At 51.3% G+C, this 25,002-nt stretch carries 24 protein-coding genes; 11 read left to right on the top strand and 13 right to left on the bottom strand.

The genetic code is table 11. The annotated features are described in order from the left end of the window. Positions 1-90 precede the first annotated feature (90 nt). Complete coding sequence (gene nepI, locus AC5JPW_RS00375; protein ID WP_494237655.1) at positions 91-1,275, top strand: purine ribonucleoside efflux pump NepI; 1,185 nt, start codon at positions 91-93, stop codon at positions 1,273-1,275. 37 nt (positions 1,276-1,312) lie between these two features. On the opposite strand, the gene AC5JPW_RS00380 is transcribed toward nepI, so the two are convergent. The 6 genes from AC5JPW_RS00380 to AC5JPW_RS00405 form a co-directional block, all read right to left on the bottom strand. Further along, complete coding sequence (locus AC5JPW_RS00380) at positions 1,313-2,218, bottom strand: EamA family transporter (RefSeq protein WP_494237656.1); 906 nt, start codon at positions 2,216-2,218, stop codon at positions 1,313-1,315. A 106-nt stretch (positions 2,219-2,324) separates the two neighbouring features. Further along, on the bottom strand, positions 2,325-3,704 hold the full coding sequence (locus AC5JPW_RS00385; protein WP_494237657.1) for a carbohydrate porin: 1,380 nt from the start codon (positions 3,702-3,704) through the stop codon (positions 2,325-2,327). Positions 3,705-3,852: 148 nt separating this feature from the next. Next, positions 3,853-4,155 carry a PTS lactose/cellobiose transporter subunit IIA gene (locus tag AC5JPW_RS00390; protein WP_437889869.1) on the bottom strand — a complete coding sequence of 101 codons (303 nt, stop codon included), beginning with the start codon at positions 4,153-4,155 and terminating at the stop codon, positions 3,853-3,855. A gap of 6 nt (positions 4,156-4,161) precedes the next feature. After that, entirely contained in the window at positions 4,162-5,550 is a 1,389-nt protein-coding gene (locus AC5JPW_RS00395) for a glycoside hydrolase family 1 protein (protein ID WP_494237658.1), read from the bottom strand. A gap of 14 nt (positions 5,551-5,564) precedes the next feature. Continuing rightward, on the bottom strand, positions 5,565-6,893 hold the full coding sequence (locus tag AC5JPW_RS00400) for a PTS sugar transporter subunit IIC (RefSeq protein WP_494237659.1): 1,329 nt from the start codon (positions 6,891-6,893) through the stop codon (positions 5,565-5,567). Between the two features lie 11 nt (positions 6,894-6,904). Further along, positions 6,905-7,219, bottom strand: a complete 315-nt coding sequence (locus AC5JPW_RS00405; protein WP_494237660.1) for a PTS sugar transporter subunit IIB — start codon at positions 7,217-7,219, stop codon at positions 6,905-6,907. 295 nt (positions 7,220-7,514) lie between these two features. Between AC5JPW_RS00405 and AC5JPW_RS00410 the strand changes: the two genes are divergently transcribed. Beyond that, the gene (locus AC5JPW_RS00410) at positions 7,515-8,468 is read left to right on the top strand and encodes a LacI family DNA-binding transcriptional regulator (RefSeq protein ID WP_494237661.1); all 954 of its coding nucleotides are present in this window, start codon (positions 7,515-7,517) and stop codon (positions 8,466-8,468) included. Positions 8,469-8,540: 72 nt separating this feature from the next. Here the strand turns inward: AC5JPW_RS00410 and AC5JPW_RS00415 are convergent, their stop codons facing one another. Further along, positions 8,541-9,083 carry an RNA 2'-phosphotransferase gene (locus tag AC5JPW_RS00415; RefSeq protein WP_494238112.1) on the bottom strand — a complete coding sequence of 181 codons (543 nt, stop codon included), beginning with the start codon at positions 9,081-9,083 and terminating at the stop codon, positions 8,541-8,543. Between the two features lie 234 nt (positions 9,084-9,317). Here AC5JPW_RS00415 and AC5JPW_RS00420 point away from each other — a divergent pair, with 234 nt between their 5' ends. Next, positions 9,318-10,232 (top strand): LysR family transcriptional regulator, encoded by a 915-nt coding sequence (locus AC5JPW_RS00420; RefSeq protein ID WP_494237662.1) that lies wholly within the window; start codon positions 9,318-9,320, stop codon positions 10,230-10,232. 28 nt (positions 10,233-10,260) lie between these two features. On the opposite strand, the gene AC5JPW_RS00425 is transcribed toward AC5JPW_RS00420, so the two are convergent. The 4 genes from AC5JPW_RS00425 to AC5JPW_RS00440 are packed head-to-tail and all read right to left on the bottom strand — an operon-like array spanning position 10,261 to position 13,967. After that, a complete protein-coding gene (locus AC5JPW_RS00425; RefSeq protein WP_494237663.1) occupies positions 10,261-11,121 on the bottom strand; it encodes a fumarylacetoacetate hydrolase family protein in 861 nt (286 codons plus the stop codon). A gap of 26 nt (positions 11,122-11,147) precedes the next feature. After that, entirely contained in the window at positions 11,148-11,756 is a 609-nt protein-coding gene (ttdB, locus tag AC5JPW_RS00430; RefSeq protein ID WP_494237664.1) for a L(+)-tartrate dehydratase subunit beta, read from the bottom strand. Next, entirely contained in the window at positions 11,753-12,652 is a 900-nt protein-coding gene (gene ttdA, locus AC5JPW_RS00435; RefSeq protein ID WP_494237665.1) for a L(+)-tartrate dehydratase subunit alpha, read from the bottom strand. Before ttdA ends, ttdB begins: the two co-directional genes overlap by 4 nt. Positions 12,653-12,671: 19 nt before the next feature. Beyond that, positions 12,672-13,967 carry an MFS transporter gene (locus AC5JPW_RS00440; protein WP_494237666.1) on the bottom strand — a complete coding sequence of 432 codons (1,296 nt, stop codon included), beginning with the start codon at positions 13,965-13,967 and terminating at the stop codon, positions 12,672-12,674. Between the two features lie 895 nt (positions 13,968-14,862). Between AC5JPW_RS00440 and AC5JPW_RS00445 the strand changes: the two genes are divergently transcribed. From AC5JPW_RS00445 to AC5JPW_RS00470, 6 genes are all read left to right on the top strand, one after another. Beyond that, positions 14,863-15,564 carry an oligogalacturonate-specific porin KdgM family protein gene (locus AC5JPW_RS00445; protein ID WP_494237667.1) on the top strand — a complete coding sequence of 234 codons (702 nt, stop codon included), beginning with the start codon at positions 14,863-14,865 and terminating at the stop codon, positions 15,562-15,564. Between the two features lie 371 nt (positions 15,565-15,935). After that, positions 15,936-16,826: a carbohydrate ABC transporter permease gene (locus AC5JPW_RS00450; RefSeq protein WP_494237668.1), complete on the top strand. Its 891-nt coding sequence runs from the start codon at positions 15,936-15,938 to the stop codon at positions 16,824-16,826. After that, positions 16,819-17,721, top strand: a complete 903-nt coding sequence (locus tag AC5JPW_RS00455; RefSeq protein ID WP_494237669.1) for a carbohydrate ABC transporter permease — start codon at positions 16,819-16,821, stop codon at positions 17,719-17,721. The genes AC5JPW_RS00450 and AC5JPW_RS00455 overlap by 8 nt, the downstream gene beginning before the upstream one ends. Before the next feature lie 12 nt (positions 17,722-17,733). Continuing rightward, on the top strand, positions 17,734-18,876 hold the full coding sequence (locus AC5JPW_RS00460) for an ABC transporter ATP-binding protein (RefSeq protein ID WP_494237670.1): 1,143 nt from the start codon (positions 17,734-17,736) through the stop codon (positions 18,874-18,876). Continuing rightward, positions 18,873-20,159 carry an ABC transporter substrate-binding protein gene (locus AC5JPW_RS00465; protein ID WP_494237671.1) on the top strand — a complete coding sequence of 429 codons (1,287 nt, stop codon included), beginning with the start codon at positions 18,873-18,875 and terminating at the stop codon, positions 20,157-20,159. The genes AC5JPW_RS00460 and AC5JPW_RS00465 overlap by 4 nt, the downstream gene beginning before the upstream one ends. A gap of 105 nt (positions 20,160-20,264) precedes the next feature. Continuing rightward, positions 20,265-21,422, top strand: a complete 1,158-nt coding sequence (locus AC5JPW_RS00470) for an oligogalacturonate lyase family protein (RefSeq protein WP_494237672.1) — start codon at positions 20,265-20,267, stop codon at positions 21,420-21,422. Positions 21,423-21,476: 54 nt separating this feature from the next. On the opposite strand, the gene nfsB is transcribed toward AC5JPW_RS00470, so the two are convergent. Next, positions 21,477-22,130, bottom strand: a complete 654-nt coding sequence (gene nfsB, locus AC5JPW_RS00475) for an oxygen-insensitive NAD(P)H nitroreductase (protein ID WP_494238113.1) — start codon at positions 22,128-22,130, stop codon at positions 21,477-21,479. Positions 22,131-22,336: 206 nt separating this feature from the next. Between nfsB and AC5JPW_RS00480 the strand changes: the two genes are divergently transcribed. Then, the gene (locus AC5JPW_RS00480) at positions 22,337-23,272 is read left to right on the top strand and encodes a LysR family transcriptional regulator (protein ID WP_494237673.1); all 936 of its coding nucleotides are present in this window, start codon (positions 22,337-22,339) and stop codon (positions 23,270-23,272) included. 214 nt (positions 23,273-23,486) lie between these two features. Beyond that, positions 23,487-24,440 (top strand): aldo/keto reductase, encoded by a 954-nt coding sequence (locus AC5JPW_RS00485; RefSeq protein ID WP_494237674.1) that lies wholly within the window; start codon positions 23,487-23,489, stop codon positions 24,438-24,440. Between the two features lie 43 nt (positions 24,441-24,483). Here the strand turns inward: AC5JPW_RS00485 and AC5JPW_RS00490 are convergent, their stop codons facing one another. Next, the gene (locus AC5JPW_RS00490) at positions 24,484-24,879 is read right to left on the bottom strand and encodes a (R)-mandelonitrile lyase (RefSeq protein ID WP_494237675.1); all 396 of its coding nucleotides are present in this window, start codon (positions 24,877-24,879) and stop codon (positions 24,484-24,486) included. Positions 24,880-25,002 lie beyond the last annotated feature (123 nt).

Here is a 25,002-nt window from a genome sequence, read left to right on the forward strand (position 1 = left end):
GCATAAAGTTGCCAAACTGTTAAATGAATCACATCTTTGTTTGTTACACTGCGCGACTTTCACGGAAAAAAACCACGGCAGGTAACAAAAATGATTGAAACATCTCCCGGTTCGCAGCCTCTTCACAACGGCGTTACCCGACCCAACTGGTCAGCGGTTTTTGCTGTGGCATTTTGTGTCGCCTGCTTAATTACGGTGGAATTTCTTCCGGTCAGCCTGCTGACGCCAATGGCGCAGGATTTGGGCATTTCTGAAGGGGTCGCTGGGCAGTCGGTGAGCATCACGGCGTTTGTCGCTATGTTTGCCAGCCTGTTTATAACCAACATTATTGGTAAAACGGACAGGCGCTATGTGGTGATCGTCTTTTCTGTTTTGCTGACGCTCTCCTGCCTGCTGGTCTCCTTTGCGAGTAGCTTTGCACTGATGCTGATTGGGCGTGCCCTTCTGGGACTTGCTCTGGGCGGCTTCTGGGCGATGTCTGCCTCGCTGACACTGCGTCTGGTACCGGCGCGTACCATCCCAAAAGCGCTGTCGGTGATTTTTGGTGCGGTGTCGATTGCACTGGTGATTGCCGCCCCGTTGGGCAGTTTTTTAGGCGGTATTATCGGCTGGCGTCATGTGTTTAATGGCGCGGCGGTGATGGGTCTTCTGTGCATCGTCTGGGTGTGGAAGGCTCTGCCGTCGATGCCGGGGCAGACGGAGCATCACCAGAATATGTTCGGCCTGCTCAAGCGTCCTGGCGTGCTGGCAGGGATGATCGCTATCTTTATGGCCTTCGCCGGGCAGTTCTCCTTCTTTACGTATATTCGCCCGGTTTATATGAACATGGCCGGCTTCGACGTGGATGGCCTGACGCTGGTACTGCTGAGCTTTGGCATTGCCAGTTTTGTCGGTACTTCATTCTCGTCGCATATCCTGAAGCGCTCGGTGAAGCTGGCGCTGGCCTGTGCGCCGCTGATACTGGCAATTAGTGCACTGGTGCTGATTCTGTGGGGCAGCGATAAGGTTGTCGCATCCGGGATTGCCATTATCTGGGGGCTGGCATTTGCTCTGATCCCGGTGGGCTGGTCGACCTGGATCACCCGTTCGCTGGCTGACCAGGCCGAAAAAGCCGGGTCGATCCAGGTGGCCGTTATTCAGCTTGCCAATACCTGCGGTGCTGCCGTGGGGGGGTATGCGCTTGACAATTGGGGTCTGCTTTCACCGCTGGTGCTTGCCGGTTCGCTGATGCTGCTTACGGCGCTGCTGGTGGCGAGTAAAGTGAAGGTGAAGTGATTTCCCCCTCTCCCCGAGAAAGGGAGAGGGAAACCCGTCAGGCCGAAACCTGAACGCGTTTCTTTGAATCCAGGGAAATCAGCAGGACGGAAGAAACAATCAGCAGGGTGCCCAGCCAGTCCGGCAGTGTAAACGCGATGCCCAGCAGAGCGACTGACAGCAGGGCGCTGCTCAGTGGCTCGGCACAGCTCAGAATGCTGGCGCGGGACCCACCAATCATCTGTGCCCCTTTCAAATAGAGGCTAAAAGTCAGCGCGGTACCAATCATCACCAGATAGAAGAACGCCATCATCAGGTTGCCGTCGATGACAAAGTCATTGCCCCTACCGGCATAAAACGGTGTCAGCATCATACCTGCCAGGAACATACTCCAACCCACAATTGGCAGCGTACCGTAACGGGCAATCAGCGCCGACGGATAAGTCGTATAAAGTGCCGCAGAAAAGGCCGAGGCGATACCCCAGATCAAGGCTTCGGTAGAGACGGTCAACGTCGTCGGGTTGCCGTGGGTCACCAACAGGAAGGTCCCGAGCAGCGAGGTGGCAATGGCTGCTGTCACGGGCAGACTGGGCTTCGTTTTACGCACCAACGCAAACCACATCACGATGATGGTTGGCGAGAGAAATTGCAGCACGGTGGCGGTGGCGGCGTTGGATTTTTCGATGGTGACCAGGAAGGTCAACTGCACGATCAGCGCACCAAACAGCGAGAAAAACAGCAGGCTCAGGGTGTCTTTGCGGTTCTTAACGATCGAGAAAATCTTGTCGCCGTTAAAGAATGAGAGAATGAGCAGCACCACACCGCCAGACAACAGACGTACCATTGTCAGCCAGGGGGCATCGATATGACTTCTCTCCATGATGTACTGCGCGCATACGCCCGAGCTACCCCATAAAACGGCGGCTGCCAGTACGTAAAGCATCCCTTTTTTTGTGGAACCCATTTTCCAACCTGCCATGCTGATTGCTTATTATTAAGCCGCGCATCATAACATAAGCAGATTGTGATCGGAGTCGCATCCGTGCTCCCCCGATTACACTTGATCCAGATTAGAACCAGGCTTCCCACATCGCGCCGATGTTGAACGAATCCAGCGTGGTGTCGTTGGTACCATTCACACGCGCGGTGTGTTTGTTATCCACTTCGCCACCGGTCACGTAGAAGCGCAGCATTGGACGGAATTCTGGCCCCATATCGATGGAGATGTTCTGCGACAGGGTCGCTTTCCAGCCATCGTTGTCACCGCCTTTGTCATACGCCACTTTCTGCCAGCCCAGTTCGAGCCAGGTAGAATGGACGTCGTTCCACCAGTACATCGGACGCACGATGGCGTTGTAGTTCTTACGGTTGTCGGTCTTAACTGCACTGTTGTCGTAGTCATGGAAGGCGAGCAGATATTCCACCTGCATCTGACGACTAAATTTGTGCAACCCTTCGAAGCTGGCATAGATGGTTTTCAGATCGTCGGTTTTGTTGTAAACGCTGTTATCTGAGTTATCAGAGTAACGAGCGATGACCTTGTTCACGCCACTGTCGTTGGTGTGGCTCAGCACCACGCCGCCCTGCCAGGCTTTCAGGCGATCGTCACTTTCAATGGCTTTAGAATCAAAACCATAGTTAGCATAAATTTCCAGATCCAACGGGCCGACCTTCATGCCGTGGATTTTTGAGGTCAGCGCGTAGTTGCCTTTATCGCCCGTGCCGGAACCCCCGGTACAGGAGATGCGTGATGGGTTATCGCCCTCATCGATCATTTCCGGATTACAGGACTCGACGGAGGCGACGGTCGCGATATCAAACTGCACGCCACCAATATCGAAGTTTTTCACCCCGGCACCCTGTCCGTCGTGGTTCATCCAGAAGTAGTCGTTGATGCCCTGTTGCGGACGCTGATGGAAGTCACGACCGGCCCAGAAGTAGGCATTTGGATTGGACTCCAGCAGGTTGGTCACACCGGCATAGGCTTTTTTCAGGTTAACTTCGTCGCCCCAGTGGTCAAACATCACGTTGACATCCCAGATAGCGCCGTGTGAACTCTTGAACGCTTTGGAGAGCTGGAATTCACCGCCGTTGCCTTCGTTACCCAGACGACCAATCGCTGAAGAACCGTTATACGAGCCATCTACGCCCACATATTTCTGATCGCCAGCCTGGTAATGGGCACCGTAACGGGCGTAACCGCTGAATTTCACACCATAGGGGATCGCCAGGTCCGGCGTTTGTGCGGTACTTTGTGGTTCCGTAATGACATCCGCTTTTTTAGCAATGGCGGCATCCATTTTTGCCTGACGATCGGCCAGCGCTTTATCCACCGCTTTCGCGACGATGGCGTCAATTTGTTCCTGAGTAAATTCTTGTGCTACCACCGAACCAGAGCAAAGCGCAGCCGCAACTGCCAGCGCCACTGGAAGTTTATTATTTAATTTCATGATTATCTCAGTTTAGTTTGTTGTTTTCAGACAATAACCATCCCGTCCTGATGCGACAGAACAACATGCCTTTATCAAAACAAGCTGATTTTGTTATTTTTAATTTGGGTACAGATTAAACTAATTTACCGTAATCACTTCTCCATTATTAACGCTGATAAAGATGAATAATCTCCTCCGATAATTCACGCGCCAGCAATGATGTCATTAAATGATCCTGGGCATGTACCATAATTAATGTCATAGGTTGCCGGCCTTCCCCGGCATCCTGTTCAATTAATTTGGTCTGCATCTGATGCGCCTGACGCGAATAGCCATCTGCTTCACGCAGCAGGTTTTTCGCTTCGGTAAAGTTGCCCAGACGGGCCTCGCGCAGTGCTTCAAAGCACAGGCTGCGGGATTGACCGGCGTTCACGATAATTTCCATTACCGCTTCTTCTAATGCGACCATATTCATTTACTCTTCGTCAAAACCATTATTGCCTGCGGTGGCAGTAAACCATTCGCCGCTTTTCTTAATGGTACGTTGTTGGGTTTCTAAATCTAACTGCACAAAACCATATCTATTTTTATAGGCATTACACCATGACCAGTTATCAATAAATGTCCACATATGGTAGCCAAGGCAATGACACCCTTCGCTGATTCCTTTATGCAGCCATTTCAGATGGTCGGAAATAAACGTAATACGGTATTGATCGTTTATTTGGCCATTTTCAACAAAGCGTTGTTCGTTTTCGACACCCATACCGTTTTCAGAAATAAAACAGCGTGGGTTGCCATAATTATCACGAAGATTGACCAGAATATCGTAAATACCGGGTTCGTAAATTTCCCAGCCACGATACGGGTTCATTTTGCGTCCCGGCATTTCGTAATAATCAAACAGCCATTCGGGCATAAACGGCGAATCCGGGTTGACCGCACTTTCCCGACACTTCACACGACGTGGCTGATAGTAGTTAATCCCTAACAGTTCGATTTTCCCTTCTGCAATCAGCGCCACATCTTCCGGCTGGCAAGCGGGGAGCTGACCGTATTCCTTAAGCAGCGCCACCAGGTCCGCGGGATACTCGCCACGCAGTACCGGATCGAGAAAGCTGCGGTTAAACAGCAGATCGGCATAATGCGAGGCCTTCACATCCGCCGGATGCTGCGAGCGCGGGTAAGACGGCGTCAGGTTCAGCACTATGCCAATTTCTCCTGCGTAGTGCCCGGCGCGAAACGCTCTTACGGCGCTGGCATGTGCCAGAACGGTGTTATACGCGACGGTGGCTGCGCGTTTGAAATCCACCACGTTCGGGTAATGGAAGTCATACAGATAGCCGCCTTCTACCGGCACAATCGGCTCGTTAAAGGTGAACCAGTGGTTGACCCGATCGCCGAAAAGCTCAAAGCAAATCTGCGCGTAACGGCTGAAAGCATCCACTACTTCACGGCTCTCCCAGCCTCCTTTCTCCTGCATCACCATCGGCATATCAAAGTGGAACAGGGTAATGAATGGCGTGATCCCCTGCGCCAGCAGCTCGTCGATAACGTCGTTATAAAACGCCACCGCCTGCGGATTCACTTCACCCGTACCATCAGGGATCAGGCGCGCCCAGCTCAACGAGGTGCGAAAACTGTTGTGGTTGAGCTGCTTTAACAGCGCGATGTCCTGACGCCAGTGCTGGTAAAACGTCGACGTATCCTGTGGCCCAATCTGACCATGGAAGCGCCAGGGTTGGCTGGCGTGCCAGGCATCCCAGGTTGTCGCGCTTTTTCCGCCTTGCTTGCTTTCCCCTTCGGTCTGGAGCGCGGAACAGGCGCTGCCCCACCAGAAGTGTTCAGGAAATGCATATTTCATGGTTCTCTCCTTGCTCAGTTACTGCCGACGGTTTCCGGCATCGGTACGCTGCTCTGCGCTTTTTGCTCTTCGGTTTTCATCAATGAACGCTCGTAAGCGCGCAGGAATGGCAGGTACATCAGGGCGGACATCACCATACAAATCACGCACATCACGACCGGACTGAGCGCCCAGTTCGCGGCCCAGGACGCACCGATTGGCGCAGGCGTGGTCCACGGTGTCAGTGAGACAACTTGTGCCAGCCAGCCCATGCGTGTTGCACCGTAAGCCAGAACGGCGTTGACCAGCGGGACGCAGACGAACGGGATAAACAGCATCGGGTTCATGATGATTGGCGCACCGAACAGAATCGGTTCGTTGATGTTAAAGAAGCTCGGAACCACGCCCATTTTGCCGATGGTACGCAGGTGCAGCACGCGGCTACGCAGCAGCAGGAAGGCCAGAGGCAGAGTCGAACCTACGCCGCCAATCAGCAGGTAGTGGTCCCAGAAACCTTGCAGGTAGACGTGGGGCAGTGCCGCGCCCGCCGCCAGAGCTGCCTGGTTGGCAGAGAGGTTTGCCATCCAGAACGGGTTCATGATGCCGGTGACAATCAGCGAGCCGTGGATACCGGCAAACCAGAAGATTTGGCACAGCAGAACAGACAGCAGAATGGCTGGCAGGGAATCAGACGCAGAGACCAGCGGTTCCAGCAGGTGCATGATAGCCTGTGGCAGGATCATGCCGGTTTGTGCTTCGATAAACAGGTTCAGCGGGTGCAGCGTGGCGATAATCACCAGTACCGGGATCAGGATTTCGAACGAACGGGCCACGCCGGTCGGGACTTCTTTCGGCAGTTTAATCGTTACGTTGTGCTGCTTCAGCCAGGCATAAACACGCGCAGAGTAAATCGCCGTCAGCAGCGCGGTAAAGATGCCCTGACCGGAGAGGTACTGCGTGGAAATCTGCCCTTCATGGTACGGTGCAGCCACCAGCAGGAACGCCATAAATGCCAGCAAACCGGTCATCACCGGATCCAGATTGAACTGGCGACCCAGACTGGCACCAATCCCCACCGAGATAAAGAACGTCATCACGCCCATGCTGAGGTTGAACGGCAACATCAGTTGTGCACGGTACTGCGTGGAAAAGTCCAGCCATGCACGTGCGAAACCGTTGGTGGTTTCCGGTGAGAACGGCGGGAAAATAAAGACCAGCATAAACGAGCCGATGATCATAAACGGCAGTGCGGCAGTAAAGCCGTCACGGATGGCGATAACGTATTTTTGCTGTCCAAGTTTGCCCGCCAGCGGGGTAATGGACTGCTCAATGACGCCAATCATAGACTGATATAACGAACTCATGGGTTCACCTTTTAGTGCGCCGCTTCAATCAGCGACAGTGCAAAGTCCAGTACCTTATCGCCACGCTGCATCCCGTAGTCCATCGGATTGATGGGTTGCACGGGGATGCCGACGGCAGCGGCCTTTTCTGACAGCGTGTTTAACATATATTTCACCTGCGGTCCGAGAAGCACGACCTGGTATCGCGGAAACTGTACATCGAATTCAGCAACGCCAAATGCATCGATCTCAACCGGTAGATTTCGTTCCTTTGCCTCTTCCACCATTTTCCTGACCAGCAAACTGGTGGACATCCCTGCGGAGCAACACAACATAATCCTGAACATCGTTGACCATCCTCGAATGTAAAAAGTTATTGCGGAGATGATTGGATAACATATGGAAACCGGTTTCCATTTGATCGCAAAAGAAGTGTGACAATCATCAAAATCTAGGTGATATAAGGTCTTTTTTCTGGATTCAGGTCACGGAAATGGGCACTTTTCTGATAGCAAGTGAGTCCAAATGGAAAATCGGTTTCCATGAAAAAAAGAAAAGGATATACTTTGAGTGGTTATATTATGAACCGTTGTGGTACTTGGTTTTTGCAGGCGCGATAGTGTCGCCTGTCAGGGGAGAAAGATGTCTACAATCAACGATGTATCACGTTTAGCTGGGGTGTCAAAAGCCACAGTCTCACGGGTGTTGAGTGGTTCGCGCGGGGTTAAGGAAGCCAGTCGCCTCGCCGTACTGAAAGCGGTCGATGAGCTGAATTATCGGCCCAATGTTATCGCCCAGTCCTTACTCAGCCAGTCGACAGGCTGCATCGGCGTTATCTGCGCCCAGGAAAACATCAACCAGACAACCGGCTACCTTTACGCGCTGGAAAAGCACCTCAGCCAGAGCCAAAAACACCTGCTGTTGCGCTTCGCCAATACCAAAGTGGGTGTGATGAATGCGCTGGATGAGCTGACCTGCGGGTTGTGTGATGACATCCTGATCATTGGTGCGCGTTTCCCGCTCGATATTACCGACGAAAACGTCATTCTGGTGGACTGCGCCGAATCTGACACGCCTAACAGCATCCAGTTTGATCACGCTTTTGCCGCTGAGACTGCCTGTAACTTCCTCATCAGTCAGGGAAGACGGCAAATCGCGCTGATTCACCCGGATGCCCGTGGCTCCACTGACCAGGTGTTGCTCGGCTATAAACATGCACTGGAAAACAATTTCCTGCCGTTTAACCGCAATCTGGTCTTTATGGATGACACCTCGTCGTCCGTGGCGCTGCAGGTACTGCTCAATAATGCCACCACCCTGAACTTCAACGCGCTGCTGGTGGCCGACGAGCAAGAAGCTCAGCGCGTCATTCCGCAATTGCAGGCGTTTAACAAATCCGTGCCGGGCGACATTATGGTCTTTAGTCTTGCCGGTTCGCTGCATTTGCCGGGGATCCCGAAAATACCGGCCATTGAGTATTCAATGGATGCGATGGCGGCGCGCATTGTGGCGTGGCTCAATGAAAAAACCAAAAGCGTGCTGGGTTCCTGCGTGGTGCGTGGGGATCTGATCATCCCTGAGATGGCGAAGCGTTAACGTTGAAAAAAAGCCTCCGCTCGGCGGCTTTTTTGCCGGATGGTGACGCTAGCGCCATCCGGCATTCCAGCATCACTGACCGATAAACTCCACCGCAACCAGCCGGGTCAGCCACACGCCATTATCCGCCTGAAAGAACTGATGCCCCTGTTCAAACATTGCTAACGCCTTGATTTCCAAAACCACCGGCGAGCCGTAGCGCTGCCCCACCTGAATGGCGACCTCCCGATCGGCAGAGAGATGCACATATTGTCGCGACTGCGGGGTTAATCCATCGGCAAGAATAGAGGTGAGAAAACGGCTGGCGGTGCCGTGGTACAAGGTGTCCGGCGGTTTTTTTTCGCTAAACGCAATATCGACTTTTGTGGTCGAGTGACCCTGAACGGCACGAATGCGCAGCCCATCCTCGGAGATCGCGAAGCGTTTTTTATCACTGCTTGCCACGACAGCTTCGATGAGAGGCTTATCCAGCGGTTGCCCCTGGCCGGCCGCTCCCGCGATCAGTGCATCAATGCTCGCCCAACCCTCGCTGTCCAGCTCAAGGCCAATCGCTTCCGGTTGATGGCGGAGTACATAGCTCAGAAATTTGCTGACGTCATTATGTTCTTTTTGCATCATTGCCATCCTTAGAAATAGTTCTCAGTGAGAATACCACCCAAAACTGTTTTTCAAATAAACAAATGATGGCGCATTAAAATTAAAGATTGCAAAGTAAATCAGCAGACAATTAAATGCTAAAAAATTTATTCTTATTTAGCGAAGTCACATAATTTAAGTCATATTCTGGTGCGAATAGGGTCTTAAATATTATCATAAGAAAAAAGAAGTCATTTACTTGTGAGGAATGCCGTGGAACTTCAACAGCTCAGATGTTTTATCGCCGTTGCCGACGAATTACATTTTGGCCACGCGGCGCAGAAGCTGGATATGCTGCCATCGGCGCTCGGGCGTTATATTAAACTACTCGAAGAGGATCTGGGTACGCGGCTGCTCACGCGCTCCACGCGTAATGTCTCGCTGACTGCGCATGGCGCACTCTTTCTACCGGAAGCCCGGGATATCGTCAGCCGTGCTGATGACGTACAAAAACGCTTTCAGACCCTGGCGCGGCAGAATGCAGGCAAGCTGCGCATCGGGGCTATCGACAGTGCGTCTATCAGTCTCATCCCCCATGTGCTGCACCATTTCCGCGAGCAGTGGCCCAGTATTGAGATCAGCTTTCTTGAAGATAAATCTTCCCGCCTGCTACCGAAGTTGAAAACCGGGCGGCTGGATCTGATTTTCATTCGCCCGATGAGCGGTATGGATAGCGCCTTTGAAAGTCAGTTTTTGTTCTATGAAGATGTGGTGCTGGCGGTCGCCGAGAACCATCCTCTGGCACAAAAAAGTGAAATTAATGTCGAGGATTTGCGCGATATTCCGCTCATTGTTCCTGAAAAGCGTGTTCGCCCGCATAGCTATGATTTAACTTTAAGTCTGTTTGATAATGCCGGATTTAAGCCTCAGCTTATTCAAATTGCAGATGAAAAACAGACCATCATCAATATGGTGGCCGCCGAATTAGGTGCTGCCATCATGCCGCGCTGGGTAAAAAGAATGGCAGCATTAAATATTAAGTTTATTCCAATAGGCAAAGGCTACGAAAATATTCGCAGCAAATTACCGATGTCTGCCGTGTGGGTTAAAGGGGCAAGAGATGAAACGCGGGATAATATGATGCAGATTGTAATGGCGGAATTAAAAACCCTCTCCAGCTTGTATTAAAACGCGCCGCCGAAACGGCGCGTTTTGCTTAGTGAGCCATGGCGTTCGACAGAGCGGTCACCCGATTCACCAGACGACCAATCTTGCCGATTTCCACCTCGATAACATCACCTTCTTTCATAAACAGCGGCGGCGTGCGTTTTTTACCTACGCCTCCCGGTGAGCCAGTAATAATTACATCACCAGCCTGCAGCGGGCTGAAGCGAGAGATGTACTCGACCAGTGCCGCCACAGATCTCACCATGTTCTGGGTGGTGTCATGCTGAACGCGATTGCCGTTGAGCCATGTGCTGATCGCCAGATCCTGTGGGTCGCGAATTTCATCACTGGTGACCATCCAGGGGCCGAACGCACCGGTCTTGCGCCAGTTTTTGCCAGACGTGAACCAGGTATATTGCATGTCGCGAACCGACCCATCCATAAAGCAGCTGTAGCCCGCGATATGGTCTAATGCCTCTTCACGACTGACGTTATCCGTCGGTTTGCCGATGACCACCGCCAGTTCGCCTTCATAGTCAAACTCATTGCTGCTGTCAGGTTTACAGACTACTTCCCCATGTGCGGAGAGGGTGTCCGGGAAGCGAACAAACAGGGTGGGTGCATCGATAGTCTGTTCAAACTCGATCCGCTTCTCCATGTAGTTCATGCCTACGCAGAAAATTTTATTAGGGTTTTCGATGACCGGAAGAAAACGGATTTCACTGGCATGAAAATCTGCCTCTTCCGGTTTCACTCGTTCCAGCTCGCTTACCGCGTGGGAGGCAATGACCGATTTCAGATCCGGGTAATACGCGCTAAGGCGTTTTCCCAAATCATAAACCTTCTCACCTTCAATGCAGCCCCATGTTTTTAAACCGGATTTCGGATTAACAAAACTTAATAACTTCATGACGATACCTGTGCCTGGTCGGCGCGTTATTTAATAAACTTAATCTGCTGATTAATCTCTTCGATAATCGGCAATTTCCTCGCGTTGAAGACCTTCTTGTTCTCTTCAAACAAGTTGTTGCCTTCACAGTCGATAGAAATGATCAGCGGACCGAACTCTTTCACTTTGTTGACCCACAGGGTTTCCGGCATCCCGAGATCGCGCCACTGGGCGTCCTCGATTTTCTCCACGCAGGTGGCGGCAAGCACCGCACAACCGCCAGGGAAAACGGCATGCACCGCTTTATGGGTGCGACAACCTTCTTCGGTATTCGGCCCCATACCGCCTTTACCCACGATCAGCTTCACGCCGGTCTGTTCGATAAACTCTTTCTCGAACTTCTCCATACGCATACTGGTTGTCGGCCCAATGGAGATCATTTCGAACTCATTTTCCCCTTTTTCGACGACGATCGGGCCCGCATGGAAAATCGCCAGACCTTTCAGGTCGACCGGCAACTCGCGCTTCAGTTCGATCAGACGGCGGTGCGCTACATCGCGACAGGTCACCAGCGTGCCGGTCAGGTAGACGATGTCGCCCGGTTTCAGGGAGAGTAAGTCTTCGTCTTTAATCGGGGTTTGCAGGATTTTTTTCATAATACGGCGCCTTCATGAGAAAGAATTTCGTAGGACAGGTCAGCAGAGAAACGGATAGCGCCACGGCGGTGCGCCCAGCATCCGGTTGATACGGCTACACCAATGGTGGACGGATGACGTGCGGAGGACTCGATATTGACCCCCATTACGGTCGCTTTCCCGCCCAGTCCTTGCGGACCCAGACCCACTTTATTCAGACCCTCTTCCAGCAGAACTTCCATCTTCGCGGCATCAGCATTCGGGTGCGCAGAATCCACCGGGCGCAGAATTGCTTTTTTGGACAGGCGAGCCGCGGTCTCAACAGAGGTCGACACACCTACACCGACCAGCAGCGGCGGGCAGGCGTTCACACCGTAGGAGGTGATGACGTCAAACACGAACTGGTTAACGCCTTCGTAGCCCTGACCTGGCATCAGCACTTTTGCTGCACCCGGCAGAGAGCAACCGCCGCCCGCCATATAGACTTCAATAGTGCAACTGTCGTCGTCCGGGACGATGTCCCAGTCCAGCCATGGCACACGAGAACCGGTGTTGGTGCCGGTGTTTTTCTCTATAAAGGTTTCTACTGCGTTATGGCGCAGCGGGGCCTTTTTGGTCGCTTCCAGCGTGGCGGTACGCAGGGCATCCTGCAGGCCGCTTAAGTATGGGAATTTTGCGCCACAGGTGATGAAGTACTGAATCACCCCGGTGTCCTGGCAGCACGGGCGGTCCAGTTCATCTGCCCGTTTCTGGTTTTCGAACATTGAGTCATAGACGGCGACGGCCAGCGGTGCATCTTCTTCCGCACGCAGGGCTTCGAGTTTTTTCATCACGTCTGTGGGCAGACGTTTACCGACATACCCGGTAAAACGGGTCATCACATCAGTTAAAGACGACATTGCATCTGAAGTGTTCACAATTTGCTCCATTTTCTCTTTAGGCCAATGAGTTCTTCATAGCCTTGCGTTTACGGCTAATTTCGATAGAAAGGGTTAATAAGGCGGATACCACCAACATACCTGCGACGCAGTACAGCGCGAGGGAGAAGTCACCGGTGGTCTCTTTCAGCCAACCGATGATGGCCGGGCCTGCGAAGCCACCGAGGTTACCGATGGAGTTAATGGCAGCGAGACCAGCGGCAGCTGCCGGGCCATTCAGGAACAGCGACGGAATACTCCATAAAGGTGGTTTGCACGAAGAGATCCCCACGCTTGCCATGACCAGCGCAATGATCGCCAGCGGCAGGCTATGAACGGAACCGGCCAGAATGAAGCCCAGGCAGGCAAACAAACAGGCAGAGACAACATGCCAGGTGCGTTCTTTGGTCTTGTCGGAATGTTTTGCCCACAGGATCATGGCAACAATCGACAATGCAGCTGGAATGGCGTTAATAAAGCCAATCTGCATCGTGGTCAGGCCAAAGGATTTAATAAACTGCGGCGACCAAATGTTGAGAGAATAAAGACCTGCGGAGGTACCGAAATACACCACTGCCAGCGTTAATACGCGAATATCGGTTAAGCCTTTCCAGATACTGGATTTCGCCTGATCCACTTTGCCTTTATTTTCTTCTGCCAGAGTATTAATCAGCCATTGGGTTTCATCGGCCGTCAGCCAGCGGTTTTTTTCCGGACGATCGTTCAGATAGAAGAAGGTGAAAATACCTAACAGAATGGCTGCTATAGCATCCAGCATAAACATCAACTGCCAGCCTTTCAGGCCAATTGCACCATGCAAACTAAGAATGAAACCTGCCAGCGGTGAGCCCAGCATTGAGGAAATAGGGGCGGCTGCCATAAACAACGCGATGACCTGGGCGCGGCGTTTAACCGGGAACCAGGTGCTGAGATACAGGATGATGCCGGAGAAGAAACCGGCTTCTGCAACGCCTAACAGGAAACGCAGAATGTAAAAACCGGTGACCGTTTCAACAAACATCATGCAGGCGGCAATCATTCCCCAACTGACCATGATGCGTGCCAGCCAAATGCGCGGGCCGACTTTTTGCAAAATCACGTTTGATGGAACATCTGTTAAGAAATAACCGATGAAGAACATCCCCGCGCCGATACCAAATACCGTGGAGGAAAATCCCAGATCCTGGTTCATGGTTAGCGCAGCAAAGCCGATGTTTATACGATCAAAGAAAGCGATAAAATAAGCGAACATGACGAAGGGTACTATTCGCCACGATATTTTCTTGAGGGTGATCTGTTCTGTTGAAGGGTTCATGGCATCGTTTCCAGCGTTAAAAAAATGATAACAGGCAACGTTTTATATTTAAGAGCAACCTGCTGACGCGGTAACTATGCGGGGTATAGGGAGGGGGATCATCCGAGGGCGATTGTATAAAAAATTAGAATAATAGTGGCGAGAGTTTAAAAGCACGATTAAAGCATGTGTTCGATCAATAAAACCGCATAAAGCGTGCAGTTATTAACAATTAAACGTGATGTTTTTTACTTTTCACAAACAAAAGCATGGGAATGAAAAGATAAAGAGTGTGATAAATCTCTAATATCTGGAATTTTAGCGTGACGTTTTATCCTGACTCATCTATGGCAACGCAGTTTCTTAAGAACATTGAAAGGCAGCCTGAGCAGAGTCAGTCAGCAGAGATTATCAATCTTGTCACATCATTGCTTATTCAGGCTATCTGACGGAACTGTTGTCAGCGTAAGTCGCAGAATTAATTTTTCGCTTTGATCATTTTTTGATTATCCAATCAAGATCTCAAAACACTGTTTCATTTTATGTCAAATTGTGTTTCGTTGATTCGTGTCTGAAGTGAAGGCGTGATTGCCAGATGACTTAGAATAATTTTCAAATGAAATATTATCAGGAGGGTATTTATAGGTAATCACATTCTACTTGCTTAGCTAGCTTATTATTTTGATGGCAAATTAAAATCAACGTGGCTCTGTCACTGGGTATTTTTTTGCTATTTAACTCTGGGCTTGATTACTCCGCTACACCCCTTCTGGGGCGGGGTTCATTCATCCTGAATATGTTATCGAAGGCATGTGTGTTGTGCTTTTAATTTTCTGCATATAAGCCGATTAACGGAAAAGCACATACATTGCATCGGTCTGAAAAATCTACCTACTATAAATAAGAGGGACCCTCTATGTTTCGCACATTAGCACTGGTATTGATACCTTTAATGAGTATGGCTGCTCATGCAGTGACTTTCGATTACCGTCATGAATTTACAGATAGTGGTGATAATTCCCATAAAGACAGGCTGTTAATGTCTCATCGTTTTGCCAACGGTTTTGGTCTGTCACTGGAAGGAAAATGGAAAGGGGGACAGAATAAAGATAAGGCTTATCATGAAACTGTCAGTAACGGTACAGAAGTAGTTGCCAGCTATGTTTATAAATTTAACCCGACATTTCAGTTAGAACCTGGTTTTTCTCTGGATTCCGGCTCGAACTTTAACAATTATCGCCCTTACCTGCGCGGTAAAGTCAATTTCACCAGTGATGTCGCGGCTTCGTTACGCTATCGCCCCTACTACAAGCGCCTGAACAGTAACATTGGAACCAGCAAAGACAGTACGGAAACGGGATATAATCTTACCAGCGTCCTTTCCTGGAAATTCCTCAAAGACTACCTTCTGGAGTATGAGTTTGAATATAAAAAAGCAACCTCAGCGGGGGTTGTGCTCTCAGATAATGAAGATTATGAATGGACACATGACATTAAACTGACATGGGATTTTGATAAGAACTGGGCCCCTTACGCTGCGGTTGGCAACGTTCCTGGAAGTAAAACAACGGATGAAAGACAGACCCGTTATCGTGTTGGCTTGAAATATTCATTCTGACATGCTTGATGCGGTTTTAGGCAGGGTCTAATCCCCCTGTAAGAGATGAGTCTTTAAAGGCTCGTATAATGACAAAATTATCGAGCCGATCACATAATGAAACATTGCTTCGATCTTGATCACATATTCGACAGTTATTAAAAGACTGATACATAAATTGTTATAAAGTGAAACAGTGTTTTATAAACTTAAAATTATTCTGTGCTGGCATTTTTCTATTCACGCAATGGACTATTAATTTTGCAATATTCAGCATTGACAGGGAAGCGCTTATGCTTGTAACCAGACATATTTTCTAATGTACAGACCCGCAGCTGGTCTGTCGTGCCGCATTAACATTATCCTTTTCGTACTTATTGTTAGGGGTCTGTATGAATGAAAATAAGCTTCTGGGGTTGGCCTGGATATCTCCCTATATCATTGGGATGATACTCTTTACTGCCTTTCCTTTCGTTTCATCTTTTTTCCTCAGTTTTACTGAGTATGATTTGATGAGCCCACCGGTATTTAACGGTATTGAAAATTATCGCTACATGTTTACAGAGGACACCCTCTTCTGGAAGTCCATGGGTGTGACCTTTGCGTATGTATTTTTAACTATCCCACTCAAATTGATTTTTGCGTTGGGTATTGCCTTTGTCCTGAATTTTAAATTGCGCGGAATAGGCTTCTTCCGGACGGCTTATTATATTCCATCTATTCTTGGCAGTTCCGTGGCGATCGCGGTGTTGTGGCGAGCACTGTTTGCCATCGATGGTTTGCTAAACAGCTTTATTGGCGTGTTTGGTTTTGATGCGGTCAACTGGCTTGGTGAGCCATCACTGGCTCTGATGTCCGTGACACTGCTGCGCATCTGGCAATTCGGCTCTGCAATGGTGATCTTCCTGGCCGCACTGCAGAATGTGCCACAGTCCCAATATGAAGCAGCAATGATCGACGGTGCGAGCAAATGGCAGATGTTTATGAAAGTCACCGTTCCACTGATTACGCCGGTTATTTTCTTCAACTTCATTATGCAAACCACCCAGGCCTTCCAGGAATTTACAGGTCCATATGTCATCACCGGTGGCGGTCCAACGTACTCCACCTATCTCTTCTCGCTGTACATCTACGATACCGCATTTAAGTACTTTGATATGGGTTACGGTGCCGCGCTGGCCTGGATCCTCTTCCTGGTGGTTGCTGTCTTTGCCGCTGTGGCCTTTAAGTCGTCGAAATACTGGGTGTTCTACTCCGCCGATAAGGGAGGAAAAAATGGCTGATATTCAGGAAATCTCAGAAACCCAAAGCATTGCTGAGAATGAAGTGGCGCGTACTCTGCGTCGGGAAAAAATCAACGCCGCTGTCCGTTACGTTATTTTGCTGTTTGTTGGTCTGCTGATGCTCTATCCGCTGGTGTGGATGTTCTCGGCATCGTTCAAGCCGAACCATGAGATTTTCACCACCCTGAGTTTGTGGCCTGCTCACGCGACCTGGGATGGTTTTGTCAACGGCTGGAAAACCGGCACGGAATACAACTTCGGTCATTACATGCTGAATACGTTCAAGTATGTGATCCCGAAAGTCGTGCTGACCATTATCTCCTCCACTGTCGTGGCGTATGGTTTTGCCCGCTTCGAGATCCCGTGGAAGAATTTTTGGTTCGCGACGCTGATTGCCACCATGTTATTGCCGAGTACCGTCCTGCTCATCCCGCAATATCTGATGTTCCGTGAAATGGGCATGCTCAACAGCTACATGCCGCTCTATCTGCCGTTGGCTTTCGCCACGCAAGGGTTCTTCGTGTTCATGCTGATTCAGTTCCTGCGTGGTGTCCCGCGCGACATGGAAGAAGCAGCGCAGATTGACGGTTGTAACTCGTTCCAGGTGCTTTGGTATGTGGTGGTGCCGATCCTCAAACCGGCAATTATCTCCGTGGCGTTGTTCCAGTTTATGTGGTCGATGAACGACTTCGTTGGGCCGCTTATTTACGTTTACAGCGTGGATAAATACCCGATTGCACTGGCGCTCAAAATGTCCATCGACGTCACCGAAGGGGCGCCGTGGAACGAAATTCTGGCAATGGCGAGTATCTCCATTCTGCCATCCATCATTGTGTTCTTCCTGGCGCAGCGCTACTTCGTGCAGGGCGTGACCAGCAGCGGAATTAAAGGTTAAGAGGGAAATATCATGGCTGAGGTTATCTTCAACAAACTGGAAAAAGTCTATTCCAACGGCTTCAAAGCGGTACATGGTATCGACCTGAAAATTGCTGAGGGAGAATTTATGGTGATTGTCGGGCCATCCGGCTGCGCCAAATCCACCACGCTTCGTATGCTTGCCGGGCTTGAGACCATCAGCGGTGGCGAAGTTCGTATTGGCGATAAGATAGTCAATAACCTTGCGCCAAAAGCGCGCGGCATTGCGATGGTGTTCCAGAATTACGCGTTGTATCCGCATATGACGGTGCGCGAAAACCTCGCGTTTGGCCTCAAGCTCGGCAAAGTGCCGAAAGCGCAGATTGAAGCCCAGGTCAATGAAGCAGCAAAGATCCTCGAACTGGATGAGCTATTGGACAGGCTGCCGCGTCAGCTCTCCGGGGGGCAGGCACAGCGTGTTGCCGTCGGCCGGGCGATTGTGAAAAAACCGGACGTTTTTCTTTTCGATGAACCGTTATCAAACCTGGATGCCAAGCTGCGTGCGTCCATGCGTATCCGTATTTCAGACCTGCACAAGCAGCTCAAGCGATCGGGAAAACCGGCCACTACCGTCTATGTTACCCATGATCAAACCGAAGCAATGACCATGGGTGACCGCATCTGCGTGATGAAGCTCGGCCATATTATGCAGGTAGATACCCCCGACAACTTGTACCACCGCCCGAATAATATGTTCGTCGCAGGTTTTATCGGTGCCCCAGAGATGAATATCCGCGCCAGTAAACTGGTTGGTGATACGGGTCATCTGGCCTTGACCATCGGTAATGAAAGCATGCCATTAACCGAAGCATTACAAGACAAAGTGTCTGCTCATCAGGGACTGGATGTCTTTTTCGGCATTCGCCCGGAGTTTGTTTCTCTCTCCGACACCCCTTTTGCCGAAGGGGGTTGCAGCGGTGAGATGGTACGCGTGGAAAATATGGGGCACGAATTCTTCGTTTATCTGAAAGTTGCGGACTACGAGCTGACCGCTCGCATTCCATCTGATGAAGCTAAGCCGATGATAGAAAAGGGACTGAATCGGATTGTGTACTTTAAATTCGATATGAATAAGTGCCACATCTTCGACGCAAAAACGGAACAAAACATCTCTCTGCAAGGAATTCAACAATGAAAAAAGTGCTTTTAGGCGCCGCAGTTTCTGCCTGCCTTGGTCTTACTTCGCTGCCATCAATGGCGAACGATGTTGATTTACGCATGTCCTGGTGGGGAGGCAATAGCCGCCATCAGGTAACACTAAAGGCATTAGAAGAGTTCCATAAACTGAACCCGGATATTTCGGTCAAAGCGGAATATACGGGCTGGGATGGGCATTTGTCTCGCCTCACCACGCAAATTGCAGGTGGCACCGAGCCGGATGTCATGCAAACCAACTGGAACTGGCTGCCCATTTTTTCCAAAACTGGCGATGGGTTCTACGACCTGAACACACTGAAAAACATCATCGACTTAAGCCAGTTCGATGCCAAAGAGCTGCAATCTACCACCGTGAACGGCAAATTGAACGGGATCCCGATTTCGGTCACCGCGCGCGTGTTCTACTTTAACGACGAAACCTGGAAAAAAGCGGGCGTCGCGTATCCGAAAACGTGGGATGAACTAAAGGCGGCGGGCAAAACTTTCGAAAGCAAACTGGGTAGCCAGTATTATCCGGTGGTGCTGGAGCATCAGGACACGCTGGCGTTGCTTAATTCGTATATGACTCAGAAATACAACATCCCGGCGGTGGACGAGAAAACAAAAAAATTCTCTTACAGTAAAGAGCAGTGGGTTGAGTTCTTTCAGACTTACAAAGCGCTGGTCGACAGCCATGTGATGCCGGACACCAAATATTACGCGTCATTTGGTAAGAGCAATATGTATGAGATGAAGCCGTGGATTCAGGGAGAGTGGGGCGGCACCTATATGTGGAACTCCACCATTACCAAGTATTCCGATAACCTCAAGCCGCCTGCAAAACTTGAACTGGGCAGCTATCCGATGCTGCCAGATGCGACGGATGCAGGGCTATTCTTTAAACCCGCACAAATGCTATCCATCGGTAAATCGACGAAGAACCCGGAAGCGGCGGCGAAGGTGGTTAACTTCCTGTTAAACACGAAGCAAGGCGTAGAAACGTTGGGTCTTGAGCGCGGTGTACCGCTGAGCAATGTGGCGGTGGAGATCCTGACTAAAGACGGCAGAATTAATGAGAACGATCCTGCGGTTGCCGGACTGCGTCTGGCGAAATCATTGCCCGCTAAACTTTCCGTTTCGCCTTACTTTGACGACCCGCAAATCGTGGCGCAATTCGGCACTTCCCTGCAATACATCGACTATGAACAAAAAACCGTTGAGGAAGCCGCTATGGACTTCCAGCGTCAGGCTGAACGTATCCTGAAACGCGCCATGCGGTAGAGATGTGTGAGCCTACGGCACGCTAAACGGCTTCTCGGGTGAGGGCCGTTTATAACATCCATTTCCTGTGCGTCTGTGAGAACGCATCATCATACGGAGTAAAAAATGGCTAAAGGAATGCGGGTAAAACTTGAATATGACGTCAGGCACGATCCCGATACGGGTGTGGAAGTCACCCGTTTAACACCGCCGGATATCATCTGCCACCGTAACTATTTCTATCAGAAGTGCTTTACCAGTGATGGCGAAAAGCTGTTGTTTGCCGGTGAGTTTGACGGCCACTGGAACTATTACTTGCTGAATATTGCGAATGCCGAAGCAGTGCAATTAACTGAAGGCGCTGGCGACAATACTTTCGGGGGCTTTCTTTCTGCAGATGATAGTAAGCTGTTTTATGTCAAAAACGATCGCACGCTACGCGAAGTGGATTTGGCAACGCTTGATGAACGTGAGGTTTATCGCGTACCGGACGATCGGGTTGGCTACGGAACCTGGGTTGCTAACAGTGACTGCACCAGTCTTGTCGGGATTGAGATAGCGAAAAGCGACTGGACGCCGCTTAACGACTGGAAAATTTTCCACGACTTTTTTTATAAACGTCCACACTGTCGCCTGTTGCGTATTGATTTGCGTACGGGGGAAAGCCAGATTATCCACGAAGAGAAACTCTGGCTCGGTCATCCCATTTATCGTCCGTTTGATGACAACACCGTCGCGTTTTGTCACGAAGGCCCACACGATCTTGTGGATGCTCGCATGTGGCTGGTTGATCAAGACGGTAGCAATATTCGTAAAGTCAAAGAACACGCCGAAGGTGAGAGTTGTACGCACGAATTCTGGGTGCCGGATGGCTCTGCCCTGGTGTATGTCTCTTACCTGAAAGGGCAGAAGGGGCGTTCTATTTACCGATTCGACCCACAAACTGGTGTCAATGAAGAGATCATGTCAATGCCAGCCTGCTCGCATTTGATGAGTAATTTCGATGGCTCAATGCTGGTTGGTGATGGTTCGGGGACCCCTGTAGACGTCAATGATTCCGATGGTTACACCATCGATAATGACCCCTATTTGTATGGGTTTGATGTGGCGAAAAAAATGGCTTTCCGTATCGCACGCCATGATACATCCTGGGCAACAGTCGCCAACAGCCGACAGGTGACGCATCCACATCCGTCTTTCACGCCGGATGAAAAGGCCGTATTGTTCAGCTCTGATAAAGATGGCAAACCAGCCCTGTATATTGCAAAGCTGCCATCGCGTTAACCCTGAACAAACCTGAAAGTACCCGGCAGGCAGCACGCTGCCGGGTATTGTGCATCAGATAAAGGTAAACACATCTTCGCGCGGCAGGCGGGATTTCGGCAGGGCAGCGTTGAAATCTTTCTCGCTGCGATAACCCAGCGACACCAGCACCACGCTGGTCAGCCCTTTTTCACGCAGGCCAAGGGAGAGATCCAACTCACGCTGATCAAACCCTTCCATTGGCGTGGCATCAATACCGAGCATCGCGGCACCCAGCAGCAGGCCGCCGAGCGCCAGATAAACCTGTTTTTCCATCCACTGCGGCACGTCGCGGGACTCATAACGGTGCATATCGACGTAAGAGCGGCGGCTCTTGTCCTGACCGGCCTGCGCGCCGTCGGCCACGAAACGTCCCTGGCTATTTTCCTGCGCGAGTACGTTTTGCAGGTGCTGCTCGGTGATGTCAGTACGCATGCACAGCGCAATCACGTGTGAGGCGTTCAGCACTTTAGGTTCGTTGTAAACAAAGGCACCGGTGGTGGATTTCGCAATCGCTTCGCGGCCTTCCGGCGTGGAGGCCACCACAAAGTGCCACGGCTGGGAGTTTACGGAGGAAGGGCTGTTGTGTAGCACATTCAGCAGGGTATCAATCAGATCCTGGGGCAGCGTCTTACCGGGTTCAAACGCCTTAACGGTATGACGGGTCACCACTGCATCATCTAAAGTCATCATCTCTCTCCTGGCGCAAAAATGAAAATCGAGGGGCCTGCCGCCCCGTCTGGTGGGTTGAGAATAAACGTAAACGAAGGTGAGATAAATCAGCCTAATCGAGCAGCACTTTCACATTTGCAGTGAAAATACCCTGGTAACCCCTGTGCGAAACGGGTTTTTTCTGGCACAAAGAGGGCTACTCGAACCTGGGCTCAGGAGCCGCCATGATCCGCCTTGAAGATGTCACGCTGTTTGTCCGCTCTGCGGCACTGGGCAGTTTTTCCAATGCGGCACGTGAGGCGGGGTTGCTGCCTGGGCAGGTCAGTGCTGCGGTTCACCGACTGGAGCGCGACCTCGATAAGCGCCTGTTTGTCCGTTCCACTCGCAGCCTGCGCCTGACGTCTGAGGGCGAGAAGTACCTGCCGTTTGCCCAGGAGATGCTTGCCGTCGTACAGGCTGGCGCTGAAAGCCTGCATAGCGGCGAAGATGATATTCAGGGCGAGCTACGCGTGGCGGTACCGTCGGATATTGGCCGTAACGTCCTGTTGCCGCTGATTACCCGCTTTTGCGATCAGCACCCGAAGATTTCGCTGCGTTTATCGCTCTCGGATCATATCAGCGATGTCTTCCGCGACCCGGTAGATATCGCCATTCGCTACGGTGTGCTGGATAACAGCAGCTATGTGGCGCTGCCGCTGGCGGAAGATAACCGCCGGGTTCTCGCCGCTTCGCCCGCTTACCTGGCAAAGCATGGCCGACCGCAGACCCTCGACGATATCGTTAATCACCACTGCCTGTTGTTTACGATGAACAGCCATGTCTATGACAAATGGAGCTTCCCGCAGGACGGCATGCGCCGCCAGCTCATCGTTAAAAGCCGAATGCTGTGTGACGACGCGGACGTTGCGCGTCGTTGGGCCGTCGATGGCATGGGGATTGTTTATAAATCCTGGATTGATATCAGTGATGATGTGCAGGCGGGTCGCCTGGAGGTGCTCATACCTGACCAGCCCGGTGAAGCCGCACCACTGAACCTGATTTGCCCGCACCGTAAGCAGTTTTCCCCGGCGATTCGCCAGCTACACGGCACGCTGCGTGAGCATCTGCGCGCCATTACGGCACTGCTCAACACTCTGCCTGTCTTCCGTTCGCCACACTAAAACCGACGGTTCTTTTGGCGTTCTCTGGCTATCGATGCCCGAAATTTGACTGTCTAAAAGCCACGTTTTGCTAACCCCCCACGTGACGATCGGCGACTATTGTGTAAGGCACACAAACATCAGGGTTCCGGTTCAGTGATGAACCGCTCATTGTTGTCCGGACTGAACAGGCAAGGAGCGCCCACCTCCGTCCGTTGTCTGAGGGTATTCATACATGACTTTACGCACATTAGGCACCACGGGTTTACAGATCCCCGCGCTGGTTTTTGGCGGTAACGTATTTGGCTGGACCGTGGATGAAAAGCAGAGTTTCAGTTTGCTGGATGCGTTGCTGGAAAGAGGGTTAACGGCGATCGATACTGCCGATGTCTACTCCTCCTGGGCTCCGGGCAATAAAGGCGGCGAATCCGAGACCATTATCGGTAAATGGCTGGCGGCCCATCCGGGCGCACGCGACAAAGTCACTCTGTTTACCAAAGTGGGTTCCGATCTCGGCGAGCCGGGCAAAAAAGGGCTGTCGGGTCGCTGGATTGCCCAGGCGGTAGAGGACTCCCTGCGTCGTCTGCAAACCGACCATATCGATCTCTATTTTTCCCACTGGCCAGACAATGACACCCCGTATGAAGAGACGCTGGGTGCCTATGAAAAACTGCTGAAGGCCGGGAAAATCCGTGCGCTTGGCGCATCCAACCTGAATGCAGAGCAGTTGCAGACGTCCCTTAGAGTGGCGGATGAAAAATCCCTGCCGCGTTACCAGGTGCTGCAACCGGAATACAATCTGTATGACCGTGAAACCTTTGAAGGCGCACTTCAGGACCTGACGGTACGGGAAAACATTGGCGTGGTGACCTACTACAGTTTGGCGTCCGGGTTCCTCTCCGGTAAATATCGCAGCGAAAAAGATTTGAGCCAGAGCCAGCGTGGACAGGGCATTGGTAAGTATCTCAATGACCGTGGCTTCCGCATTCTTGATGCGCTCGACCAGGTGGCGGCGGCGCACGGTGTGAAACTAGCAGAAGTGGCGCTGGCGTGGCTGATTGCTCAGCCTGGCGTGACCGCACCGATTGCCAGTGCGACCAAAATTCCGCAGGTCGACAGCTTCGTGACCGCGCTTTCCCTGACGCTCTCCGCCGATGAGATTGCGGCGCTGAATAACGCAGGCAAGTAAATCAGAGAACGCACCTGGTGTAGCGTCAGGTGCGATTTACGGCTTATTTGCGGTATTGCTCGTCCGACACTTGCTCAAGCCAGGTGACCGGGCTGCCGTTTTGCGACTCCGCAATGGCGATATGGGTCATGGCATTGTCCGGCGTTGCGCCGTGCCAGTGCTTCACCTCTTCCGGTATCCAGACGATATCACCCTGGTTCATCTCCTGAATCTCTTCGCCTTCACACTGAATCCAGCCTTTGCCTTGCGTGATGATCAGCGTTTGGCCGAGCGGATGGGTGTGCCACGCCGTGCGTGCACCGGGTTCAAAGGTAACGGTAGCACCGCCAACGCGGGCAGGCGCTTCGGCACTGAACGGGGAATCAATACGCACGCGGCCAGTGAAGTAATCTTTTGGGCCAGCGGCTGAGGGCACGGACGCACTACGGGTAATCTTCATCTTCTTCTCCAGAACGGGAAACATCGTCCTGTTAAGCTTACGCAGCGCGAACGGAATGGGTTAGTGGGTAAATCAAAAAGGACCTATGAGGCAAATTCATCAATACCTCAGGTATACTTTTTT

The sequence above is a fragment of the Phytobacter sp. genome, from assembly GCF_059074235.1.

What these genes read in the sequence shown, in the direction of transcription:
- AC5JPW_RS00425 (WP_494237663.1), bottom strand. Translation starts at nt 11,121, where the DNA reads ATGAAGTTATTAAGTTTTGTTAATCCGAAATCCGGTTTAAAAACATGG.
- AC5JPW_RS00385 (WP_494237657.1), bottom strand. Translation starts at nt 3,704, where the DNA reads ATGAAATTAAATAATAAACTTCCAGTGGCGCTGGCAGTTGCGGCTGCG.
- AC5JPW_RS00445 (WP_494237667.1), top strand. Translation starts at nt 14,863, where the DNA reads ATGTTTCGCACATTAGCACTGGTATTGATACCTTTAATGAGTATGGCT.
- AC5JPW_RS00405 (WP_494237660.1), bottom strand. Translation starts at nt 7,219, where the DNA reads ATGTTCAGGATTATGTTGTGTTGCTCCGCAGGGATGTCCACCAGTTTG.
- AC5JPW_RS00395 (WP_494237658.1), bottom strand. Translation starts at nt 5,550, where the DNA reads ATGAAATATGCATTTCCTGAACACTTCTGGTGGGGCAGCGCCTGTTCC.
- AC5JPW_RS00470 (WP_494237672.1), top strand. Translation starts at nt 20,265, where the DNA reads ATGGCTAAAGGAATGCGGGTAAAACTTGAATATGACGTCAGGCACGAT.
- AC5JPW_RS00465 (WP_494237671.1), top strand. Translation starts at nt 18,873, where the DNA reads ATGAAAAAAGTGCTTTTAGGCGCCGCAGTTTCTGCCTGCCTTGGTCTT.
- AC5JPW_RS00380 (WP_494237656.1), bottom strand. Translation starts at nt 2,218, where the DNA reads ATGGGTTCCACAAAAAAAGGGATGCTTTACGTACTGGCAGCCGCCGTT.
- AC5JPW_RS00415 (WP_494238112.1), bottom strand. Translation starts at nt 9,083, where the DNA reads ATGCAAAAAGAACATAATGACGTCAGCAAATTTCTGAGCTATGTACTC.
- AC5JPW_RS00450 (WP_494237668.1), top strand. Translation starts at nt 15,936, where the DNA reads ATGAATGAAAATAAGCTTCTGGGGTTGGCCTGGATATCTCCCTATATC.
- AC5JPW_RS00490 (WP_494237675.1), bottom strand. Translation starts at nt 24,879, where the DNA reads ATGAAGATTACCCGTAGTGCGTCCGTGCCCTCAGCCGCTGGCCCAAAA.
- AC5JPW_RS00410 (WP_494237661.1), top strand. Translation starts at nt 7,515, where the DNA reads ATGTCTACAATCAACGATGTATCACGTTTAGCTGGGGTGTCAAAAGCC.
- AC5JPW_RS00400 (WP_494237659.1), bottom strand. Translation starts at nt 6,893, where the DNA reads ATGAGTTCGTTATATCAGTCTATGATTGGCGTCATTGAGCAGTCCATT.
- AC5JPW_RS00480 (WP_494237673.1), top strand. Translation starts at nt 22,337, where the DNA reads ATGATCCGCCTTGAAGATGTCACGCTGTTTGTCCGCTCTGCGGCACTG.
- AC5JPW_RS00460 (WP_494237670.1), top strand. Translation starts at nt 17,734, where the DNA reads ATGGCTGAGGTTATCTTCAACAAACTGGAAAAAGTCTATTCCAACGGC.
- AC5JPW_RS00440 (WP_494237666.1), bottom strand. Translation starts at nt 13,967, where the DNA reads ATGAACCCTTCAACAGAACAGATCACCCTCAAGAAAATATCGTGGCGA.
- nepI (WP_494237655.1), top strand. Translation starts at nt 91, where the DNA reads ATGATTGAAACATCTCCCGGTTCGCAGCCTCTTCACAACGGCGTTACC.
- nfsB (WP_494238113.1), bottom strand. Translation starts at nt 22,130, where the DNA reads ATGACTTTAGATGATGCAGTGGTGACCCGTCATACCGTTAAGGCGTTT.
- AC5JPW_RS00390 (WP_437889869.1), bottom strand. Translation starts at nt 4,155, where the DNA reads ATGGTCGCATTAGAAGAAGCGGTAATGGAAATTATCGTGAACGCCGGT.
- AC5JPW_RS00455 (WP_494237669.1), top strand. Translation starts at nt 16,819, where the DNA reads ATGGCTGATATTCAGGAAATCTCAGAAACCCAAAGCATTGCTGAGAAT.
- AC5JPW_RS00485 (WP_494237674.1), top strand. Translation starts at nt 23,487, where the DNA reads ATGACTTTACGCACATTAGGCACCACGGGTTTACAGATCCCCGCGCTG.
- ttdB (WP_494237664.1), bottom strand. Translation starts at nt 11,756, where the DNA reads ATGAAAAAAATCCTGCAAACCCCGATTAAAGACGAAGACTTACTCTCC.